This is a genomic window from Enterococcus sp. 2STP (assembly GCF_032465635.1).
In the GTDB taxonomy this organism is placed as follows: domain Bacteria; phylum Bacillota; class Bacilli; order Lactobacillales; family Enterococcaceae; genus Enterococcus_B; species Enterococcus_B lactis.
Genome location: NZ_JAWDJH010000005.1, coordinates 1 through 18,298 on the forward strand (window position 1 = coordinate 1; position 18,298 = coordinate 18,298).

19 protein-coding genes are annotated in these 18,298 nt (G+C 35.5%); 12 read left to right on the forward strand and 7 right to left on the reverse strand.

What is annotated here, in order from left to right:
* Positions 1–76: 76 nt before the first annotated feature.
* Entirely contained in the window at positions 77–904 is an 828-nt protein-coding gene (locus RWU19_RS01240) for a helix-turn-helix transcriptional regulator (protein WP_123838277.1), read from the forward strand.
* 89 nt (positions 905–993) lie between these two features.
* Here the strand turns inward: RWU19_RS01240 and RWU19_RS01245 are convergent, their stop codons facing one another.
* The 3 genes from RWU19_RS01245 to RWU19_RS01255 form a co-directional block, all read right to left on the reverse strand.
* On the reverse strand, positions 994–2,190 hold the full coding sequence (locus tag RWU19_RS01245; RefSeq protein WP_002315265.1) for a MalY/PatB family protein: 1,197 nt from the start codon (positions 2,188–2,190) through the stop codon (positions 994–996).
* An 11-nt stretch (positions 2,191–2,201) separates the two neighbouring features.
* The gene (gene malX, locus RWU19_RS01250; protein ID WP_316002455.1) at positions 2,202–3,770 is read right to left on the reverse strand and encodes a maltose/glucose-specific PTS transporter subunit IIBC; all 1,569 of its coding nucleotides are present in this window, start codon (positions 3,768–3,770) and stop codon (positions 2,202–2,204) included.
* Between the two features lie 170 nt (positions 3,771–3,940).
* On the reverse strand, positions 3,941–4,711 hold the full coding sequence (locus tag RWU19_RS01255) for a MurR/RpiR family transcriptional regulator (RefSeq protein ID WP_002329072.1): 771 nt from the start codon (positions 4,709–4,711) through the stop codon (positions 3,941–3,943).
* Positions 4,712–4,882: 171 nt separating this feature from the next.
* Here RWU19_RS01255 and RWU19_RS01260 point away from each other — a divergent pair, with 171 nt between their 5' ends.
* On the forward strand, positions 4,883–5,233 hold the full coding sequence (locus RWU19_RS01260) for a hypothetical protein (protein ID WP_070770664.1): 351 nt from the start codon (positions 4,883–4,885) through the stop codon (positions 5,231–5,233).
* Positions 5,234–5,340: 107 nt separating this feature from the next.
* Here RWU19_RS01260 and RWU19_RS01265 read toward each other — a convergent pair whose 3' ends face one another.
* On the reverse strand, positions 5,341–6,111 hold the full coding sequence (locus RWU19_RS01265) for a DeoR/GlpR family DNA-binding transcription regulator (RefSeq protein ID WP_123838278.1): 771 nt from the start codon (positions 6,109–6,111) through the stop codon (positions 5,341–5,343).
* A 217-nt stretch (positions 6,112–6,328) separates the two neighbouring features.
* On the opposite strand from RWU19_RS01265, the gene ulaG reads away from it, so the two are divergent.
* The 8 genes from ulaG to RWU19_RS01305 all read left to right on the forward strand — a co-directional run bounded on the left by ulaG (position 6,329) and on the right by RWU19_RS01305 (position 12,578).
* Positions 6,329–7,396 carry an L-ascorbate 6-phosphate lactonase gene (gene ulaG, locus RWU19_RS01270; RefSeq protein WP_002292386.1) on the forward strand — a complete coding sequence of 356 codons (1,068 nt, stop codon included), beginning with the start codon at positions 6,329–6,331 and terminating at the stop codon, positions 7,394–7,396.
* Between the two features lie 17 nt (positions 7,397–7,413).
* Positions 7,414–7,875: a PTS sugar transporter subunit IIA gene (locus RWU19_RS01275; protein WP_002342716.1), complete on the forward strand. Its 462-nt coding sequence runs from the start codon at positions 7,414–7,416 to the stop codon at positions 7,873–7,875.
* 19 nt (positions 7,876–7,894) lie between these two features.
* Positions 7,895–9,379, forward strand: coding sequence for a PTS ascorbate transporter subunit IIC (locus RWU19_RS01280; RefSeq protein ID WP_024634743.1), 1,485 nt, complete (start codon positions 7,895–7,897; stop codon positions 9,377–9,379).
* Positions 9,380–9,420: 41 nt separating this feature from the next.
* Positions 9,421–9,720 (forward strand): PTS sugar transporter subunit IIB, encoded by a 300-nt coding sequence (locus RWU19_RS01285; protein ID WP_002292382.1) that lies wholly within the window; start codon positions 9,421–9,423, stop codon positions 9,718–9,720.
* A 14-nt stretch (positions 9,721–9,734) separates the two neighbouring features.
* Complete coding sequence (locus RWU19_RS01290) at positions 9,735–10,373, forward strand: 3-keto-L-gulonate-6-phosphate decarboxylase UlaD (RefSeq protein ID WP_002315255.1); 639 nt, start codon at positions 9,735–9,737, stop codon at positions 10,371–10,373.
* A 4-nt stretch (positions 10,374–10,377) separates the two neighbouring features.
* Positions 10,378–11,238: an L-ribulose-5-phosphate 3-epimerase gene (locus RWU19_RS01295; RefSeq protein WP_024636575.1), complete on the forward strand. Its 861-nt coding sequence runs from the start codon at positions 10,378–10,380 to the stop codon at positions 11,236–11,238.
* Positions 11,228–11,938, forward strand: a complete 711-nt coding sequence (locus RWU19_RS01300; RefSeq protein ID WP_070770722.1) for an L-ribulose-5-phosphate 4-epimerase — start codon at positions 11,228–11,230, stop codon at positions 11,936–11,938. Before RWU19_RS01295 ends, RWU19_RS01300 begins: the two co-directional genes overlap by 11 nt.
* A 232-nt stretch (positions 11,939–12,170) precedes the next feature.
* Complete coding sequence (locus tag RWU19_RS01305; protein ID WP_002292377.1) at positions 12,171–12,578, forward strand: GNAT family N-acetyltransferase; 408 nt, start codon at positions 12,171–12,173, stop codon at positions 12,576–12,578.
* A gap of 100 nt (positions 12,579–12,678) precedes the next feature.
* On the opposite strand, the gene RWU19_RS01310 is transcribed toward RWU19_RS01305, so the two are convergent.
* The 3 genes from RWU19_RS01310 to RWU19_RS01320 all read right to left on the reverse strand — a co-directional run bounded on the left by RWU19_RS01310 (position 12,679) and on the right by RWU19_RS01320 (position 14,224).
* On the reverse strand, positions 12,679–12,978 hold the full coding sequence (locus RWU19_RS01310) for a hypothetical protein (RefSeq protein WP_002315253.1): 300 nt from the start codon (positions 12,976–12,978) through the stop codon (positions 12,679–12,681).
* Between the two features lie 62 nt (positions 12,979–13,040).
* A complete protein-coding gene (locus RWU19_RS01315; protein WP_002292375.1) occupies positions 13,041–13,235 on the reverse strand; it encodes a hypothetical protein in 195 nt (64 codons plus the stop codon).
* Between the two features lie 227 nt (positions 13,236–13,462).
* Positions 13,463–14,224 (reverse strand): formate/nitrite transporter family protein, encoded by a 762-nt coding sequence (locus tag RWU19_RS01320; RefSeq protein ID WP_070770671.1) that lies wholly within the window; start codon positions 14,222–14,224, stop codon positions 13,463–13,465.
* Positions 14,225–15,125: 901 nt separating this feature from the next.
* On the opposite strand from RWU19_RS01320, the gene RWU19_RS01325 reads away from it, so the two are divergent.
* Positions 15,126–16,751 carry an acyltransferase family protein gene (locus tag RWU19_RS01325; RefSeq protein WP_123838279.1) on the forward strand — a complete coding sequence of 542 codons (1,626 nt, stop codon included), beginning with the start codon at positions 15,126–15,128 and terminating at the stop codon, positions 16,749–16,751.
* Between the two features lie 715 nt (positions 16,752–17,466).
* Positions 17,467–17,820, forward strand: a complete 354-nt coding sequence (locus RWU19_RS01330) for a DUF7006 family protein (protein ID WP_070770673.1) — start codon at positions 17,467–17,469, stop codon at positions 17,818–17,820.
* Positions 17,821–18,298: the final 478 nt, after the last annotated feature.

The window sequence follows — 18,298 nt, forward strand, 5'->3', positions numbered from 1 at the left end:
CAATTATGGTTGTTTAGAACTTTTTTTTGTGTATGATATAAAGGAGAAATAATTTTTTAAAGGGAAGGAAATTGTTTTGATAAAAGTAGATGGAGCATTACTGAAAGAATACCGAAAGAAAAAGGGATTAACACAAGTACAATTAGCAGAAGGTATTTGCGAACAGGCAACTGTCAGCAATATCGAAAACAAAAATATGTCACCAGGTATCAACATCCTAAGTGCGCTTTGCAAAAAGTTGAATGTCGAGATCTCCGATATATTAGTGGAAACAGAAGAAGACAAGATCCGAAAAAAATTAAGTGAGATTCAATCGTTGAATGCTGTATCGAAGTACAAAGAATCTTATGAAATTTTACAAACGATTGATCAGAAAAAAGTAAGCAATTCTGATCTTTTAAACCAAATCTTGTTTTATCAAGGACTGCTTGATCATCTTTATGCAAAAAAAGAAGATGCAGCATTGTTTTATTTCAATCAAGTGTTGGAACAAACGACCGAAACAGATATCCATCACTTACAAGCAGCTGCAAATGTGGCAATGATCTATTTGGCAAAAGGAGAATTAGACTTTGCAAAAGTGTATGTGGAACGTACGCTTAAAATCTTGAATGGTACTGGTTTTGATAATCTGATGGTCTGTGCCGTATATTATAATATCGCTACCTATTACAGCAAAATCGAGAACTATGAAAAAGCAATCCAGTTGTGCGAGAAGGGGATTGAATACAATAAGAAACATAAATCGACCCATGCATTGGAATACTTGCTTTATGAAATTGCTTTTTGCCATAAGCAACTAGGAGAAGACGATTATTTAGAAAGATATATGGATGCCAAAAAAGTAGCATGTTTCAACGGGAATGATCACGCGGTGAAAGTGATCGAAAACGACCTTAAATAAGGAGGTCATGACAGAAGTGTATAACTTTAAGAACACCGTTGATTCGAAAAAAAAGAGATGTGACAAAAACTTTTGTCACATCTCTTTTATTATGGCTTAATTTCGATTGCAGCCGCCGCTTCAAAACTTTTCAACATACGATCTAGTCCATCTACTAATTTCGATTTCGGACAGCCGATATTCAATCGTAAAAATTGATGACCGTTTCCGCCGTAAATCGATCCATCCATAATCGCCACTTTGCCTACAGAAATCAGCTTCTCTCTTAAAAGAGGAATATCTGATACAGCTTTGGATACATCCAGCCACATCAAATAGGTTGCTTCAAGATCGACGACTTTTACATCTGGCAGTTTTTCCTGGATAAATGTTTTTACATACCGCTGATTGCTTTCAAGATAATGATTCAGTTCATCTACCCAATGACTGCAATACCGATAGGCACTCATTGTCGCTAACATACCGAAAATATTGGTAGAAGATAACCCATCCGCATTTTTTAACTTTCTTTGAAAATGCTCACGTAACCCAAGATTCGGTATCAACGCATAGGCAAATGTCAATCCAGGGAAGTTAAATGTTTTTGTACCGCTGGTGACAATCGCCACTTGTTCATAATTGAAGCGTGTGATAGGTATATGCCTTTGTCCTCGTCCTAAAATGTCCATGTGTATCTCATCAGATAATAAAAATATAGAATACTGACGGCACAATGCCACGATTTTTTCTAATTCCCATTGTTTCCATACTCTTCCGGTTGGATTGTGGGGAGAGCAGAGAAGTAGTACTTTGTTTTCTGGCCTGGCTAATTTCTCTTCTAAATCCGTAAAATCGATCCGGTACTGATTTTCTTCATAGATCAAAGGATTCTCGACTAGAAGTCGGTCATTGTCTTGGATGACTTTAAAAAAAGCATCATAAGCTGGCGTTTGTAAAACCACTCCTTCCCCTTTTTTAGTAAGCATTTGAATAAGGGTAGATACTGCATAGATAACTGTTGGAGTGTACATGATCCATTCTTCTTCCAGTAGTGTGTCAAAACGGGATTGATACCACTGTTTAATTGCTTCTTTTAATTCATGATGATTCCAGCGGGTATAGCCAAATACTGGATGGTTCATCCTTTCTTTCAAAGTTTTGAGTACTTCTTTTGGGACCATAAAATCTGTATCAGAAATCGTAAAAGGGAGTAAATCAGCTTCTCCAAATCGGTCTTCAACGTAGTCCCACTGTGTACAGTACGTTCCTTTTCTATTTATAGCGGTATCAAATGTCACAAAATTCACCTTCTATCTTTTTATCCTAAAATCGTATCAAGCTGATTGCGAACAGTTGTGACTTTTGTTCCGATAATCACTTGGACGTTTTGATGATCGAGATGGACCACACCTAATGCTCCTAGTTGTTTTAACTTTTCATCATCTACGATATCTGCATCTGCTAAAACTAAACGTAAACGTGTAATACAATTATCTAAAGATTGGATGTTTTCTTGACCACCAAGTGCTGCTAAAATTCCTTTTGCATCGTATCCGCCTGTTTTATGAAAGTTCACTTCTTGATCGGTATATTCTGTTTCATCCACTGTCTTGTCACGCCCAGGTGTTTTTAAATCCAATTTTATGATTACTGTTTTGAAGACAATATAGTAAATACCGAACCACAAAGCACCGATTATTAATACCCACCACCATTTTGTGTCATTACCTTGAAGTAGACCAAAAATCACAAAATCTAAGATTCCACCATCTGTATTCCCGATTACTACACCTAATAATGCCATGACCATAAAACCTAGACCAGTCATGACGACATGGAAGAGCCATAATAGCGGACTAATGAATAAAAATAAAAATTCGATTGGTTCTGTGATTCCGGTCACAGCTATCGCAATCACACCTGAAATCAACAATCCTTTGATTTTATGTCGATTTTGTGGTGCTGCGGTACGATACATAGCTAATGCTGCTGCAGGCAGTCCAAAAATAAATGTAGGCATTTTTCCCTGTGATAAAAAGGCAGTTGCACTTGGCGAAATAGGCAAATTGTTTTGCAATTCTGCATAAAAGATATTCAGTGCACCAAATACTTCTTTCCCATCAATGATCGCCGAACCACCAGCTTCAGTAAAGCGTATCATCGAAACTAGAATATGATGAAGCCCGAATGGAAGAAGCAGTCGTTCCCCTGAGCCGAATAAGAAGGGACCAAATATTCCTGAACGTTGGATTAGCTGGCCGATAGCCATAATGACCATAGCGAATAAAGGCCAAATCAAGGGGATGATCAAACCAACAAACCCTAAAACTAGAGAAGTGATAATCGGTACAAAACGAGCCCCTGAGAAGAAGGCGAAACTATCTGGTAACTGAACAGTATAAAACCTGTTATGCAACTTATAAACGATGATTCCAGCAATGATCCCTCCAAGAACACCCATTTCGATCGTCTGGATACCAAAAACCATTCCTTGTCCAGCTTCTCGCAAGTGGTCGGCATCAACTAAACGATTTGTCAGGACTAAGTAAAAGTTGATGGCTAAATTCATGACAGTGTAACCGACGAATCCAGAGAAAGCGGCCACACCTTTTTCCTTACGAACTAATCCTAATGGAATGGCCATGGCAAACATGACTGGCAAGTAGGTAAAGGCAAAACCGCCAATAGCAGACATGAATTGGAACACTGCTTTGACTGCTGGATATCCTAAAAACGGTAAAGTCTGAATCATTGATTCACTGGAAAATGAACTACCTAACCCTAAAAGAATACCCATGAAAGCTAACAAAGCAACCGGCAACATAAAAGTCTTTCCCAACCCTTGAAAGAACTCCCAAAAGGTCGATTTCTTTTTCTTTGTATCCATTTTTCTTCCTCCATCTCTTAGTAGTTTTAAGATCTTCAAAAAAATGATTGCGTTTTCATCGATAGGTTTATTATAGCTAACTAAAGGAAATAAAAAAGAGGAGACAGATATTCTGTATCCTCATACATGATTGAGTAAGCAGTTTCACTAGAAATAGCAACAAATTATAGCTAATTGTTTTTCATTTGGTCTGCATACATCAAGAGTACTGTATCAAATAAACAAATGACAGAAATTCTTGAACTTAAATCGACACTGTGGTGATAGCGAGTCGTTCCCTTTGCATATAAGGAAATCGTCGATAATTTTTCCAAGTTACTTCCCTTGGTTGAAATAATGCTGATGATAGGGACTTGTTGTCTTTGAGCAATCTGGGCATAGGAGAGGATACCTTTTGTTTCTCCTGTGAAACTGACGAAAATAGCTAAGTCTTCCTGATTTAAATTACTTACAGCTGCTTCTTGTTCATCCCAATCTGAACGAGCAAATGCTTTTTTTCCTAAAAAAGTCAGTTTTCGAGCAAAATCTGTACAAATAGGGAAGCTTCCTCCTAATCCAAAAACTTCAATAGTATTCGATTGATGGATCAATGTCATCATTTGTTTGGCCTTTTCTTCGCTCATTTGATGGAACGTTTCTGTAACATTTGAAGTGATCTGGTTCGTGATTGTTTGAAAGCTTCGGCTATTTCCTTCCTGTTCCTCTACATGGATGGATTGATCGATGGCGTATTTCAACTCTTTAAAACCTTGATAGCCTAAATGTTTAGCCGTTCGGGAGATAGTAGCAGTTGAGACAAATAAATCATCAGATACTTCATAAATCGTTTTTGTTCCAATATCGGACAAATGGAGGAATATATAATCCAATATTTCATTTTCGATTTTACTTAACGAGGAACGCTTCTTTTCTAGTAAAGCAATCAAACTATTGCTTAACATGGACGGTACTCCTTTCAATATCTAACAAAAATAACACTCGTAAACAAATAGCTCTGTTGAGTTTAGATAATAATCTAACTTATTATATAGCGCTTTCATGAAAATGTATATATAATAAAAGTTAGTTAAAATACTGGGATGATCTAAAGACAAAAGAGAAGAAGGTAACCAATGAATCGTAACAAGCCCAAGATTGCTGAACAAAGTCCAAAGAAAATCTTTCTTTTCGATATGACATTCAGTTTGATTTCTTCTGATGGACTTTTGCAAACGCAACGTTTAGAAAGAAAATTGACACATTTCTTTCAAAAAGCGCAAAAAAATGTGTCAGTCAAAGTCTATGATTCTAGCCAAATAGACAAAGAAGCAAAGAGAGCAGACATCTTATTGCTCACTCCTTTACTTGGATACGCAAAAGATAAAATAGAAAGTCAGTTCCCTGAAATACCTGTTTTCGTGATATCTAAGGAAGAATATGGAACTTTGGATGTGGAGAAAATAGTTAGTAAAATGGTTGATTAAATCAAATTTTGATTGTTCCACCATTTTAGCGTTTTAAGAAGTCTCTGCTATGTTCAAATGATAATTTTGAATGTAGCAGAATTTTTTTACGCAAACAAACATAATTCTTAAAATGAATCTACTTGGATGATTTTTGTCCCAGTATTCTTGATCTCGTTTAATATTTTTTCAGAGCAAAATTTATCAGTGATCAAATAATCAAAGACTGAAATATCAGCAATCTTGAACTTTGATGTCAGTCCGATTTTTCGATGATCAGCAACTAGAATCTTGCATTTGATTGTCTGGTTGATCATCATTTCGTTGATTGTTGATTCATTCAATATTTTCGTTGTGACCCCATGTGCGACATCAATCCCGCTGCAACCAATGATACAAATGTCTGCATTGATTGAAGAAATCGTATTTAATGCGATATCGCCCACCAGTGCTTCTTTTGGAAAGCGCATCTCTCCGCCAGTTAAAATATAACTGCAATTATCTTTGTGAGGAGAATAGTTGATTTTTACGTTGTTTGTAACGACGGTCAAATGGTTAGATTGAAGAAAATCCAGTGTTTTCAATGCAGTCGAGCTAGAATTAATAAACAATGTATCATAATCGCTAATGTATTTACTAGCTTCTCTGGCAATCGCTTGTTTAATCCTTTCAGGACCAGATTGATCAAAATCAGTCTGGTTTTTGTAATTATAAGAACAATAACTGTAATTGCGGATGATCTCGTTTTTTTCTTCTAATAAATTTAAATCTCTGCGTATCGTACTAATAGATACATCCAGAGATTCAGCTAATTCAAAAGTTGACAATTGTTCGGTTTGCTGAAGTAGTTCCAAAATATCTTTTTGCCGTTTTTCAATATTGACAAGTGAGTTTTTCATGACTGTTGCCTCCTGAAGGTCATCTTGATCCATGGATTTATTTGATTAGTTGTTCATTTAAGCATTCATATCTGTCTTTATTATACTGAAACGATCATTAATCTTTAAAAGAAAATCATATAAAAGACAAACAGTCATATAAAAGGGTTTTCATGCATGCGGTTACGCATTAAGATTTACTTGTAAGTCGTAAGAATGATATGGGGGGAGCAAGCAAATGAGCAAAACGGTGAATGAAGTGACAAAAGAAAAGTGGATATTAGAAACATTTCCAGAATGGGGTACGTATTTGAACGAGGAAATCGAATCAGAGGTAGTGGAACCTGGAACTTTTGCTATGTGGTGGCTAGGCTGTACGGGCATTTGGCTGAAAAGTCATGAAGGAACGAATATCTTATGTGATCTATGGTGTGGAACGGGAAAACGCAGTCATGGAAATGGCATGATGAAAAAAGGGCATCAGATGATGCGTATGAGCGGTGTTCAAAAGATGCAGCCTAACTTACGGACTCAGCCTTTCGTAATCGATCCTTTTGAAATAAAAAATGTAGACGCTTTAATCGTCACACACATCCATTCCGATCATCTAGATATCCACACAGCTGCAGCCGTTCATCAAAATTGTCCTGAAGCAATATTCATTGGACCAAAAGAAGTGGTTCGCACGTGGCAAAAATGGGGGATCCCTGAAGAAAAAACGATTATCGTGAAACCAGGTGATGCGGTCAAAATCAAAGATATCAATGTAGTAGCTTTAGAAGCGTTTGATCGGACAGCGTTGGTTACTTGTGGAGATCCGGAAGAAGTATTGAAAGGAAAAATGCCTCAGGAGATGGATCAAATAGCAGTAAATTATTTATTCGAAACATCAGGAGGTACTCTTTATCACGCAGGAGATTCACATTATTCCAATTTATTTGCCAAACATGGCAATGACCACAAAATCGATGTCTGCTTAGGAGCCTACGGTGAAAACCCACGAGGGATAACAGACAAAGTTACTTCTGTTGATATGCTGCGCATGGCGGAGTCATTGAATGCAAAAGTAGTGATTCCTGTCCACTACGATATTTGGTCTAATTTTATGGCTGATCCTAAAGAGATTACTGAAATTTGGAAATTCAAGAAGGATCGCTTACAGTATGGGTTTAAACCTTATATCTGGCAAGTAGGCGGGAAATTCATCTATCCGACAAACAAAGATGATCTTGAGTTTAATTTTTATCGCGGATTTGAAGATGTCTTCTCGATTGAAAATGATACACCGTTTCCGTCGTTTTTATAAGAAAGAAGGGAAGTTTCTTGTTGAAATACTTTTTTGACCATCAATTGATCCATTACCCAGATAAAGAAATCACGGATTGGCGTGAAGCTATCGCCGAAAGCTGTCGTGTATTGATTGATAAGAACATCATTGATCAAACGTATGTTGAAGAAATCATTCATTGTGTAGAAAAATATGGACCTTATATTGTGATTGCACCTCAAGTAGCCATGCCGCATTCTTCAGAAAAAAGTGAGGGGGTTTTTGGAACGGCTATTTCATTTACCAAGTTGAAGCAGCCAGTCCGTTTTGAAAGTGAAGGGGAGAATGAGGAGAAAACGGCCAGTTTGTTTTTTACACTCGCAGCAAAAAATCCAGAAGAACACCTAGAAAATATCCAAAAATTATCCGAATTATTAATGACAGATGGATTGGTTGAGCGTCTCATCTCTACGAACTCCATCGATGATTACCAAGTTGTGATGGCGGAATATAATTAATTGATAGAGGAGAAAAAAGATGGGGGAATTTTTGTTAAGCATTTGGACGTATTTTGCAACAAATATCTTGACGCAGCCAGCGTACCTGATTGGTTTTATCGTGTTATTAGGCTATATTTTGCTGAAACGCCCACTTCATGAATGCATCGCTGGATTCTTAAAGGCAACGGTTGGCTACTTTATTTTGACTGTTGGCTCTGGTGGTTTGGTCAACAATTTTCGACCAATCTTGGTTGGACTGAAAGAACGGTTTAATTTGGATGCCATGGTTACAGATCCTTATTTTGGACAAAATGCTGTGGATGCTGGATTAATGGAGACATTTGGCCGTACCTTTGGAGATGTGATGATTCTATTACTGATTGCGTTTGTTTTAAATATTTTATTAGTCCGTTTTCAGAGATATACGAAACTGCGATCCGTTTTCACGACCGGAAATGTTCAGGTCCAGCAAGCAGCTACCGCTTTTTGGATTTTACTGTTTTGCTTTCCTGATCTAGGCAGGATACAAGTATTGATATTTATGGGATTGATTTTAGGGTGTTATTGGGCAGTAGCTTCTAACTTAACAGTAGGGATCACGCAGGAATTGACAGAAGGTGCCGGATTTGCGGTGGCACATCAGCAAATGTTCGGAATCTTTATTTTTGCTAAGCTAGCTGAATGGATGAAAAAGCGGGATGAAAAGAAAAATCGATCGATCAAGCAAGACAAGAAAATCGAAGATATCAAATTACCAGGATTCCTATCGATATTTAATGAGAATATGGTTGCTACTTCGTTGCTCATGCTATTTTTCTTTGGGATCATTCTGATTGTACTAGGCAAAGATTATTTGATTCAAGCGCAATTCATGCAAGAGGGGCAGAGTTTCTTATTCTACATTATGACGACTTCCTTGAATTTTGCGGTATATCTGGCAATCTTGCAATTAGGTGTTCGGACTTTCGTCGATGAACTAACTCAATCCTTTCAAGGAATCTCAAACACGATTTTACCAGGAGCTGTTCCAGGAATTGATGTAGCCGCTACTTTTGGCTTTGGTTCGCCAAATGCGGTAACGATTGGATTTTTGTTTGGTGCTTTGGGCCAGTTTTTGATGATTGGTTTACTGATTTTATTGAAATCACCAACGATCGTCATAGCCGGTTTCATTCCATTGTTCTTTGATAATGCTGTTATAGCAGTTTATGCCAATAACCGAGGTGGATTCAAAGCTGCCTGTCTATTCCCGTTTCTTTCTGGAATCATACAAGTAGGCGGTTCAGCATTATTCGCTACATGGATCGGGATGTCAACATACGGTGGTTATATCGGGATGTTCGATTGGGCGACAGCTTGGCCATTATTTACAGTAGTCATGAAAGTCCTAGGTTATGCTGGAATCGCCGTAGTCGTCATTGGTCTATTGGCTATTCCGCAGTTACAATATCGGAAAAATCCTGAAGGGTATTTCTTGATTGTAGAAGATTATGAAAAATATGCAGAAAAGCAGAAAGCATAAAAGAAATCTGATTAGACAACACTCATAATGGAGGGATTAGGATGAGAATTTTAGTATCGTGTGCAAATGGATCAGGAACCAGCTTGATGATGATGAGAAGTGTAGAAAAAGCAATGAAAGAACTAAATATACCAATTACCAAGATTCATCATTGTGCTATTTCAGAGGGAAAAAGCTCAGCCAGTCAATATGATGTCGTTTTTACACCAGTCAATTTTTTGAATATGTTTACTCAGGCAGAGAAAAAAGGCGTTACAGTTATCGGTATCAAAAATGTGATGTCCGCCAAAGAAATCAGTGAAAAATTTGCTGAAACAACATGGTATCAAAAAAACAAGTGAAAGAAGGAACCAAGATGAGCAGGCCGAATCTACAAATTGCGTTAGATCACAATGACTTAGAACATGCATTAGGCGATGTTATGAAAGTCGGTGATGTAGTAGATATTATTGAAGTGGGAACGATCCTTTGCTTACAGGAAGGACAAAAAGCGATTCGCTGTATTCACAGTATATTTCCAGACAAAAAACTGGTCGCTGATACGAAATGTGCAGATGCTGGAGGAACAGTAGCAAGAAATGTGGCTAATGCAGGAGCAGATTGGATGACAGTCATTTGCTGTGCAACAATGCCAACGATGAAGGCAGCACAAAAAGAGATAGGCGAATTACAAGTAGAACTCTATGGCAATTGGACTTTTGAGCAAGCCAAGGATTGGTATAACATCGGAATCCGACAGGTAATCTACCACCAAAGCCGTGATGCACTCTTATCTGGTGAAGCTTGGGGTGAAAAAGATTTGTCGAAGGTCAGCAAACTGATTGAACTAGGCTTCAATGTTTCTGTAACTGGTGGATTAAATCCAAACACATTACAATTGTTTGAAGGAATCGATGTGTATACCTTTATCGCGGGTCGGGGGATTACAGCAGCAGAAGATCCAATGAAGGCTGCACAATGTTTCAAAGATGAGATCATTCGTATCTGGGGGTAAGGAAATGGCTCAAATCGGGATTTATGAAAAAGCATTACCCAAAGATATTTCATGGAAAGAACGTTTTTCCCTTGTAAAAGAAATGGACTTCGATTTTATCGAGATGTCGATTGATGAGACGGATGAGCGGTTAGCACGATTAGATTGGTCTGAAGAAAAGATAGCTGAGCTGAGAGAAGAGATGTTTAGCTCTGGTGTACGTATCCATTCGATTTGTTTAAGTGCGCATCGGCGATTTCCGTTTGGTTCTGCTGATCCAGAAAAGAAAAAAGCAGCGAAACAACTAATGAAAAAAGCAATCCATTTGGCGCATAATCTAAGCGTCAAAGTAATCCAAATAGCTGGATATGACGTTTATTATGAAGAGAAATCAATGAATTCCAGAGAAGACTTTATCGAAGGAATAAAAGAAAGCGTAAAGGAAGCCTCTAAATATGGCATCATTCTTTCCGTGGAAATCATGGATGATCCATTTATGAACTCCATTTCAAAATTTTTAGAAATCAAAGAACAGATTCATTCCCCTTTTCTACAAGTATATCCAGACCTAGGAAATTTGTCCGCATGGCCGGAAAATAATCCGGCTCGAGAACTTGAGAAAGGGATCGATTATATCACTGCTATCCACTTAAAAGACACGTATCCTGTAACAAAAGAATATTCAGGTCAGTTTCGTGATGTTCCTTTTGGTAACGGATGCGTTGACTTTCTTGGATTATTGAGACATTTGAAACGTTTAGATTATGATGGAACATTCCTAATCGAAATGTGGAGTGAAAAAAGTCAAGACTTTCGAAGAGAAATCCAGCAGGCAAAAGACTACTTAAGTTCTAAATTGAAGGAGGCTGGTTATGATGTCTTGTGAAGAAAAAATTGCAGCAATGAAGCAACGTGTCTTTGAAGCAAATCTGGCATTGCCGCAATACGGATTAGTCAAATTGACTTGGGGCAATGTGAGTGAAGTGGACCGTGAGCTAGGAGTCATCGTTATTAAGCCAAGCGGTGTCCGATATGAACGCATGCAAGCAGATCAAATGGTTGTAACAGATTTGTCAGGAAATATAATAGAAGAAGACAGCTTGAAACCATCTTCAGATCTGCCTACCCATGTTGTTTTATACAAAGCTTTTGAAGATGTAACTGCTGTTACTCATACTCATTCTACTCACTCTGTCATGTGGGCGCAAGCAGGTCGAGATTTGCCAGCTTATGGCACGACTCATGCTGATGCTTTTTATGGAAAGATTCCTTGTACACGCCAATTGACGAAAGAAGAAGTAAAGGAAGCTTACGAAGTTCATACAGGGAATGTGATTGTCGAGACGTTTAAGGAAAGAAAATTAGAGCCAAACGAAGTCCCTGGAGTACTTGTCTATGGACATGGACCATTCACTTGGGGGCACTCACCTATGGAAGCAGTAGAAAATAGCCTGATTTTAGATGAAATTTGTTTGATGGCTAAAGAAAACGAGTTGATCAACCAAAATATAGGTGAAATCCCACAATATTTGCTAGATAAACATTATTTTCGAAAACACGGGAAGCATGCATACTATGGGCAATAGAGATGCTAGGGTAAGGGTAGAAAATTAAAAGATAATACTTGATAGAGAGAAACAGAGGTTGTGAAGAAAATTTATCACAACCTTTTTTATTTATCAAAAAGGATGCATTCTAAAAGAAAAGAGGAATTTTAAGGAATTGAGAGAATCTTTACAGGAGCGTTATATGTGATAGATTAAATAGTCAAAGAATTGTATTATTAGAGGGAGAATTGTATAAGAAAGGAAGAAAAAAATGAATGTTGATTCCCTTATGATCGATGAGATTTCTGAATTATATAAGAGCGTTGGTTGGACGCATTACACAAAAGACACTGCAAGGTTAGCTAGAGCATTTGAACAATCTGAATCTCTGGTAAAGCGTAATGGAGAAGAGAAGATTATCGGAGTCGTTCGTTGGATCACTGATTTTGCGACGATCGCATTTATTCAAGATATCCTCATTCATCCGAGGTATCAGCGCCAAGGAATAGGCAAAGCGCTTTTGAATGAAGCTTTGGAGAAGATCACCAGTTATGGACCAGTCCAAATCGAATTATTGACAGATGATACTGAGAAAACAAAAAAATTTTATGAATCAGTAGGATTTGTTCAAGTAAAAGAAATGGATGCTGTTTCTTATATAAAGGATACTAGAAGATAAGAGGGTCTTTTTGGTAATGACAAATAACATGTAATAACGTAAAAAGAAAAAAATGGGAGGATAGATTCAAGTATCACTCAATCTATCCTCCTATCCTCGTCTATTTTATTTTTTTATTCACTTCTTTATCAAATACTATTTTTTGTACATTTGGACTAATATAAAAAATGAATACATGATTTTTTTTAAAAGAAAATGCTATACGATAATTTTTTTTATCAATATTGACTTTCATTTCGTATATTCCCTTTGCCGAGCGTGTTCGTACTGGTTTTATACGAAAAAAATTATGGTCTACATGCTCTATGACTTTTTTAGAAATAGTTTTTTTGTATGCGAGATGTACCTCTTGCGGAAATTGTTCCAATAGTTCACTGTCAAACTCAACAGTATAATCCATATTTTGCTTCCTTTCTATACGGCTTAAGTGTTGGAATAAGTCATTCATTAGTTTTTGCATTGTTACTTTTCGATGATGGTTACAACTGCTTTGCCGCAAGTCAGTTCTTTTTCCAGCTCGCTCTTTATTTTTATGGCACATGGTTTGGAAAAAGGTGCTGCTTCTTTCCATGAACCAAGTAAAGGATACTCATTACTCATGCCTTTCACATATTGTTTGTTTTTGACACCTTTTGTTTTTACTTCTACATAATACATTTGATCATCTTCTTTCTTGTTGTTTTTAGTTCATATTCAAATATATGTAAGCGAAAATGATTATGTATCTATATCTTTATGATAAATAAAAAGAATCAATTTAAAAGTTTTTTTCACTCGATATAACTAATTTGAATAATACATATAATAAAAAGCTATTGTTCTTAAAAAATAAATAGTATATAAAAAGATGGAAGGCAATGCTCAAAAGAACATTACCTTCCATTTCAATGATGCTTGTAACTAACGTAATAAAAACCTGAAACAAAAATAGCTCCGCCAATGATATTTCCAATATAAACAGGGATAAAATTCGAGAGAAATTCTAACCAAGTCGCTTGACCTTCAAATATGGCAGCAGGTATCACAAAACAGTTGGCCACACTATGTTGGAAACCGATTGCCACAAAAATCATGACTGGAAACCAAATCGTTAATACTTTGCCGGCCGCATCTTTTGCCCCATATGATAACCATAACGCTAAACCAACAAACCAATTACAACCTATTCCAGACCCTAATGCTTGCCACCAAGAAACAGCGATTTTATGATCAGCAATATGGATCACTTGGTCGAGATAGACACCTGAATGAGTTAAACCAACAAAATGTCCAAAGAAGTAGGCTACGAAAATTGCCCCAATAATATTTGCAAAAGTAATCACTGACCAATTCTTAACTAGCTGTGAGAAGGTGACTTTTTTATCCATAAAGGCAATCGCCACAGCCATCATATTTCCGGTGATCAATTCACCACCGCCAAGAAGGATGACCAGCAGACCGATAGGGAAAACCGAGGCACCAACTAAACTAGTCAAGCTAGCCATAGATTCTGGGATAGAAGCAGAGACCCGTACGTATGCCAAATAACCTAGAGAAATCATGGCTCCTCCGATAAACCCTAAAATCAGTTTAGCTAAGATAGGTTTCTGTATTTTTTTTGATCCAAGATGAATACTGATTTCCATAATTTCTTCTGGTGTGTGCATGATACTTCGACGCCTACTTTCTTAATGAATTTTCATGTGATAAAATATAGTGAAAAAATTCACATTTTTCTTGTTGATTATATCATCTTATTATTTATATGTGCATATTATTGTAAAAATTTTTATTTAATCACATTGGATTCTAAAAAAGAAACAAAAATAAAAGTTATGTATATGGTGGTCAAAAAGTAAATAATATCAGTTATCAAATTTCCTGTAAATTTTCTTGAAACTACAGCATATATTACTTTAAAACAATCTACATTTTTTATAAAAAAGGAAATGAATAACTGAAAAAATTATTATAGGAGAGAAAAAATATCACCATAATTGGTTTAGGATTAACTGTATATTTATTTATATAATTTGTTTATAGACATGTGAAGTTATTTGCAGAACCTTTATTCGCATTATATGAATCAAATTCCTTAATCGTCAGAGAACTTGCTAATTTAATGATAGCCTTGCTGTTTACTCCCGCGTTGAGGGTCATAACTATTTTGGTCTGTTTAGTGCTCTTATTTTTCGTTAATAAAAAGAAATAACGTAGTATTTCAAAAGACAAAGAAGTGGGATGATGATTGCTATAGTATGTTATACGTGGTGCTAGGTAAGTGAGAATAAACAAAAAAAACTGTAGAACAAAAAAATTTTTTTTGTCTACAGTCTGAGGTGGTGACATATCTTTGTCACCACCTTTTTTTGTCGCACAAATAATTAATCGGATATTTTATGTTCATGTTTTTTGTGTTCAACGAGTATTGATAGGGAAAAGATACATTTTAGATGCTTTTAACTGTTAATTTACAAAACAAGGTAAACGAATAGAAAAATGAAAAAATAGATACGGAAGAATATGTTTGATTAAAAAATGCCATGAAGAGAAGGAAGTTGATGATACATGAAAAAAATATATTCAAAGGAAATCGATTGTTTTAGAGGCATAGCTGTTTTAGCAGTGATATTTTATCATTTGCCAAATAGTAAGCTACCAGGCGGATTGCAAGGAGTAACGATCTTTTTTGTGGTTTCTGGTTTTTTAATGGCTAAAAATACGATAAGAGATGAAAAAAACAGACAATTCAGTTTTCTACATTTTTACTATAAGCGTATCAAACGTATTTATCCATTTTTACTGTTTTCTTTGGTCGTATCCATTTTCATACTAGGGATCAGCAACATTCGATTGATAGGAAATATTCGTAGCGAGCTACCTAGTTTGATTTTTGGCTATAACAATTGGTGGCAGCTGAATCAAGGCGTATCTTATTTCGACTCTTACCTTAATGCTTCTTTATTTAAACATTATTGGTCGCTTTCCGTTGAGCTACAATTTTATTTGATTTGGCCATTTTTGTTTATTGTCATTAAACGTATGAGGAGAAAACAAGTGTTTTACTTAATCTATACATTGATTTTTGTTTCTATTCTTTTTAGTTTGTTTTTACCTTCAGCTAAGGCGTATTATCATACGGTGGCTAAACTTTTTCCATTTTTATTAGGAGTTTGGGGGTATTTTAATCGAATAACTATTGGTCGCTTCTTTGAACAAAATAGTTTTAGTAAAATCTGGCTTTTACTACTAGCTAGTCTTTGTCTGATGCTGTTCCCGATTTTTCCTTATACACTAAATGAACTACTGATTAGTATTTGTTTTGCTTTATTGTTAGCCAGTGTCGATGATGTGAATATTGCAAAAAAGACCAAAATCGCTAGTACAAAACTTTCTTTTGTAGGAAAAATCAGTTATGAACTTTATTTGGTGCATTTTCCAGTATTGATTGCTCTGACAGATTTATTCAAACATTATCATTTGAAATATTTGGATATCGTAGGTTTATTCACTGTGTTTTTGTGTACATTACTCATGATTACTTTCTTTAGAAAAGGAGTGCAGAAGATGAGATCACCCAAAATTTGGACAGCTATGGCACTAATGATAATCGGAGTTTCTGTACTGGTATTACGTGCTCCAGCCAATCGGTTGACCGCTGACCAAAATCAGTTGCAAAGTTTATTAAAAGAAAATTCTAGTAAAGCAAGTGCAGGAGAAAATCAATTGTCACAAGAGAAAAAAATATTATTTATCGGTGATTCTGTTATGCTGGGGGCGTATCAGGAACTGAAAGAGACTTTTCCAAAAGAAGCATTGGTAGACGCAAAAGAGTCAAGACAAATCACTGCGTTACCAGAAATCTTAAAGAAGCATAAAGATTTAGTTTCTTACCAACAAATAGTGATCGGGTTAGGAACCAATGGTGTGTTAACAGATGATGCTATAGAACAAACCATGTCTTTGCTCAAAGATAAAAAAGTGTACTGGATAAATATAAAAGCTCCGACTGGCTGGCAAGAGACGATAAATGCCACATTAGCTAAATTGCCAAATCAGTATTCTAATATAACGATGATCGATTGGTATAGTGAAAGCCAAAACCATCCTGAGTTTTTTTATGATGATGAAACTCATTTGAATGAAAGCGGACGTACAGCTTATGCAAAGTATATTGCTTCAGTGATCCAATAAGGTAGTGATCACGTGTTTTAACCTTACTTTTTCCTAATAGGTGAATCATTTTAAATAAAAAATATTTCATATGATAAACGGTGTTTAAGAGGAGGAGTTTTTTAATATTCGTGGTAAAAAAGAGATGGGCGAGGTCGTTAACTGAGAGCTTCTTGAAAAGAAATCGTTCGATGTTAGAAAATGGACATATCCTCTTTGTTATACAGAACATGAGCGAGACGACAATACTAGGAATTATGTTCTGATCGAAGTTTTATGGTTACAAGCAGTAATCAGCTTAGATAAAATTAAGGACCGTAGGAACCAAGTAAAGAAGGCTGTTAGTAAAGAAACAAACGATCAAGTATGTTTTATTCTCAGGGAGATTCACTTCAAGTAGTAAGAAACAGTGGGTTTAGCTAAGGGGAAAGTAGCTCACACAGTGTTACTTAAGAAGATGCAGTGAATAAATATAATAGTAATATAATGCTAGAAAGGACTGTGACAAAAGTCGTGTCACAGCCTTTTTTGTTATTTTAATTATCGTACAGTCTTTTTTTAATGATTGCTTAAGCATTAAATATTAAAAAATATAGAGTTCAAAATTTCTGCACAAATTAGATGAAAAATTTGAACAACAAAAAGTGTATTTTTATACTATAATAGCTTTTGAATTTAGTTACTCTATTCAAAAGTTATGCGATGGACAAGTAAAAGAATAAATAGAGGTGAGAAAATGAATAGTTTCAAGAAAAAATTTGTGAGTAGATTTTTAAATATGAAAAATTTTTTTGAAAAAAAGGGAGATTATGATGCATATAATTATGTATTAAATCTAGAAAAGCAAACATATTATACACTACGTAAAAATGATGATAATGATTTTTGGACTATATTACCTAAAATGCTTTCGATTGACTCTAAGCTTTCCCTTTTAGAGGAATTTATTAATTTAGACATTGAAGAATTTTGCGGGGGAAAAGAGTTAATTAATATGATAGAGAGTGATTATCATACCTATTATAAAGAAAGTTGTGGATATAAAGTGGATGAGCAATGTCCACAATCAATTATTTTTTACGTTGAGTAATATGGACTATTAAGCAGGAAAGCAACTAGAAGCTACTGATTTAGTATTTAAAATATAAACTATATTGCTAACAATTATTTTCTAGAAGGAATAAAAGAACTAAGAATCAAGATGATGTCTTGACTCTTAGTTCTTTTAACATGGAAAAGATGGATAATGCACTGTTAATTCATGATGCATCATCAAAAAAGTTGGAAGGAGAAGATAGAAATCATTAACTGATTTCTACAGATGGTAAATGAAAAAACAAAATATTAGCAAGAATTTGCCTAAATAGATAGTAACACTTTCTAAATTAAATACAAGCGCATTCATAAAATGTTTATACAAATATCTATGTGACAAAAATTGGATATTTTCACAATAAATAGGAATTAAAATAACGAATTTATGTTTGTTTTATTTACCAATCAAATTATCTTAATGCAGGAATAAAAAATTAAATTACATATTGTTAATCATTTACATCTCCATTAAT

Excerpts from the sequence above, each read along its gene's own strand:
- malX (WP_316002455.1), bottom strand. The coding sequence starts at position 3,770 with ATGGATACAAAGAAAAAGAAATCGACCTTTTGGGAGTTCTTTCAAGGG.
- RWU19_RS01255 (WP_002329072.1), bottom strand. The coding sequence starts at position 4,711 with ATGTTAAGCAATAGTTTGATTGCTTTACTAGAAAAGAAGCGTTCCTCG.
- RWU19_RS01260 (WP_070770664.1), top strand. The coding sequence starts at position 4,883 with ATGAATCGTAACAAGCCCAAGATTGCTGAACAAAGTCCAAAGAAAATC.
- RWU19_RS01265 (WP_123838278.1), bottom strand. The coding sequence starts at position 6,111 with ATGAAAAACTCACTTGTCAATATTGAAAAACGGCAAAAAGATATTTTG.
- ulaG (WP_002292386.1), top strand. The coding sequence starts at position 6,329 with ATGAGCAAAACGGTGAATGAAGTGACAAAAGAAAAGTGGATATTAGAA.
- RWU19_RS01280 (WP_024634743.1), top strand. The coding sequence starts at position 7,895 with ATGGGGGAATTTTTGTTAAGCATTTGGACGTATTTTGCAACAAATATC.
- RWU19_RS01285 (WP_002292382.1), top strand. The coding sequence starts at position 9,421 with ATGAGAATTTTAGTATCGTGTGCAAATGGATCAGGAACCAGCTTGATG.
- RWU19_RS01290 (WP_002315255.1), top strand. The coding sequence starts at position 9,735 with ATGAGCAGGCCGAATCTACAAATTGCGTTAGATCACAATGACTTAGAA.
- RWU19_RS01295 (WP_024636575.1), top strand. The coding sequence starts at position 10,378 with ATGGCTCAAATCGGGATTTATGAAAAAGCATTACCCAAAGATATTTCA.
- RWU19_RS01300 (WP_070770722.1), top strand. The coding sequence starts at position 11,228 with ATGTCTTGTGAAGAAAAAATTGCAGCAATGAAGCAACGTGTCTTTGAA.
- RWU19_RS01305 (WP_002292377.1), top strand. The coding sequence starts at position 12,171 with ATGAATGTTGATTCCCTTATGATCGATGAGATTTCTGAATTATATAAG.
- RWU19_RS01310 (WP_002315253.1), bottom strand. The coding sequence starts at position 12,978 with ATGGATTATACTGTTGAGTTTGACAGTGAACTATTGGAACAATTTCCG.
- RWU19_RS01315 (WP_002292375.1), bottom strand. The coding sequence starts at position 13,235 with ATGTATTATGTAGAAGTAAAAACAAAAGGTGTCAAAAACAAACAATAT.
- RWU19_RS01320 (WP_070770671.1), bottom strand. The coding sequence starts at position 14,224 with ATGCACACACCAGAAGAAATTATGGAAATCAGTATTCATCTTGGATCA.
- RWU19_RS01325 (WP_123838279.1), top strand. The coding sequence starts at position 15,126 with ATGAAAAAAATATATTCAAAGGAAATCGATTGTTTTAGAGGCATAGCT.
- RWU19_RS01330 (WP_070770673.1), top strand. The coding sequence starts at position 17,467 with ATGAATAGTTTCAAGAAAAAATTTGTGAGTAGATTTTTAAATATGAAA.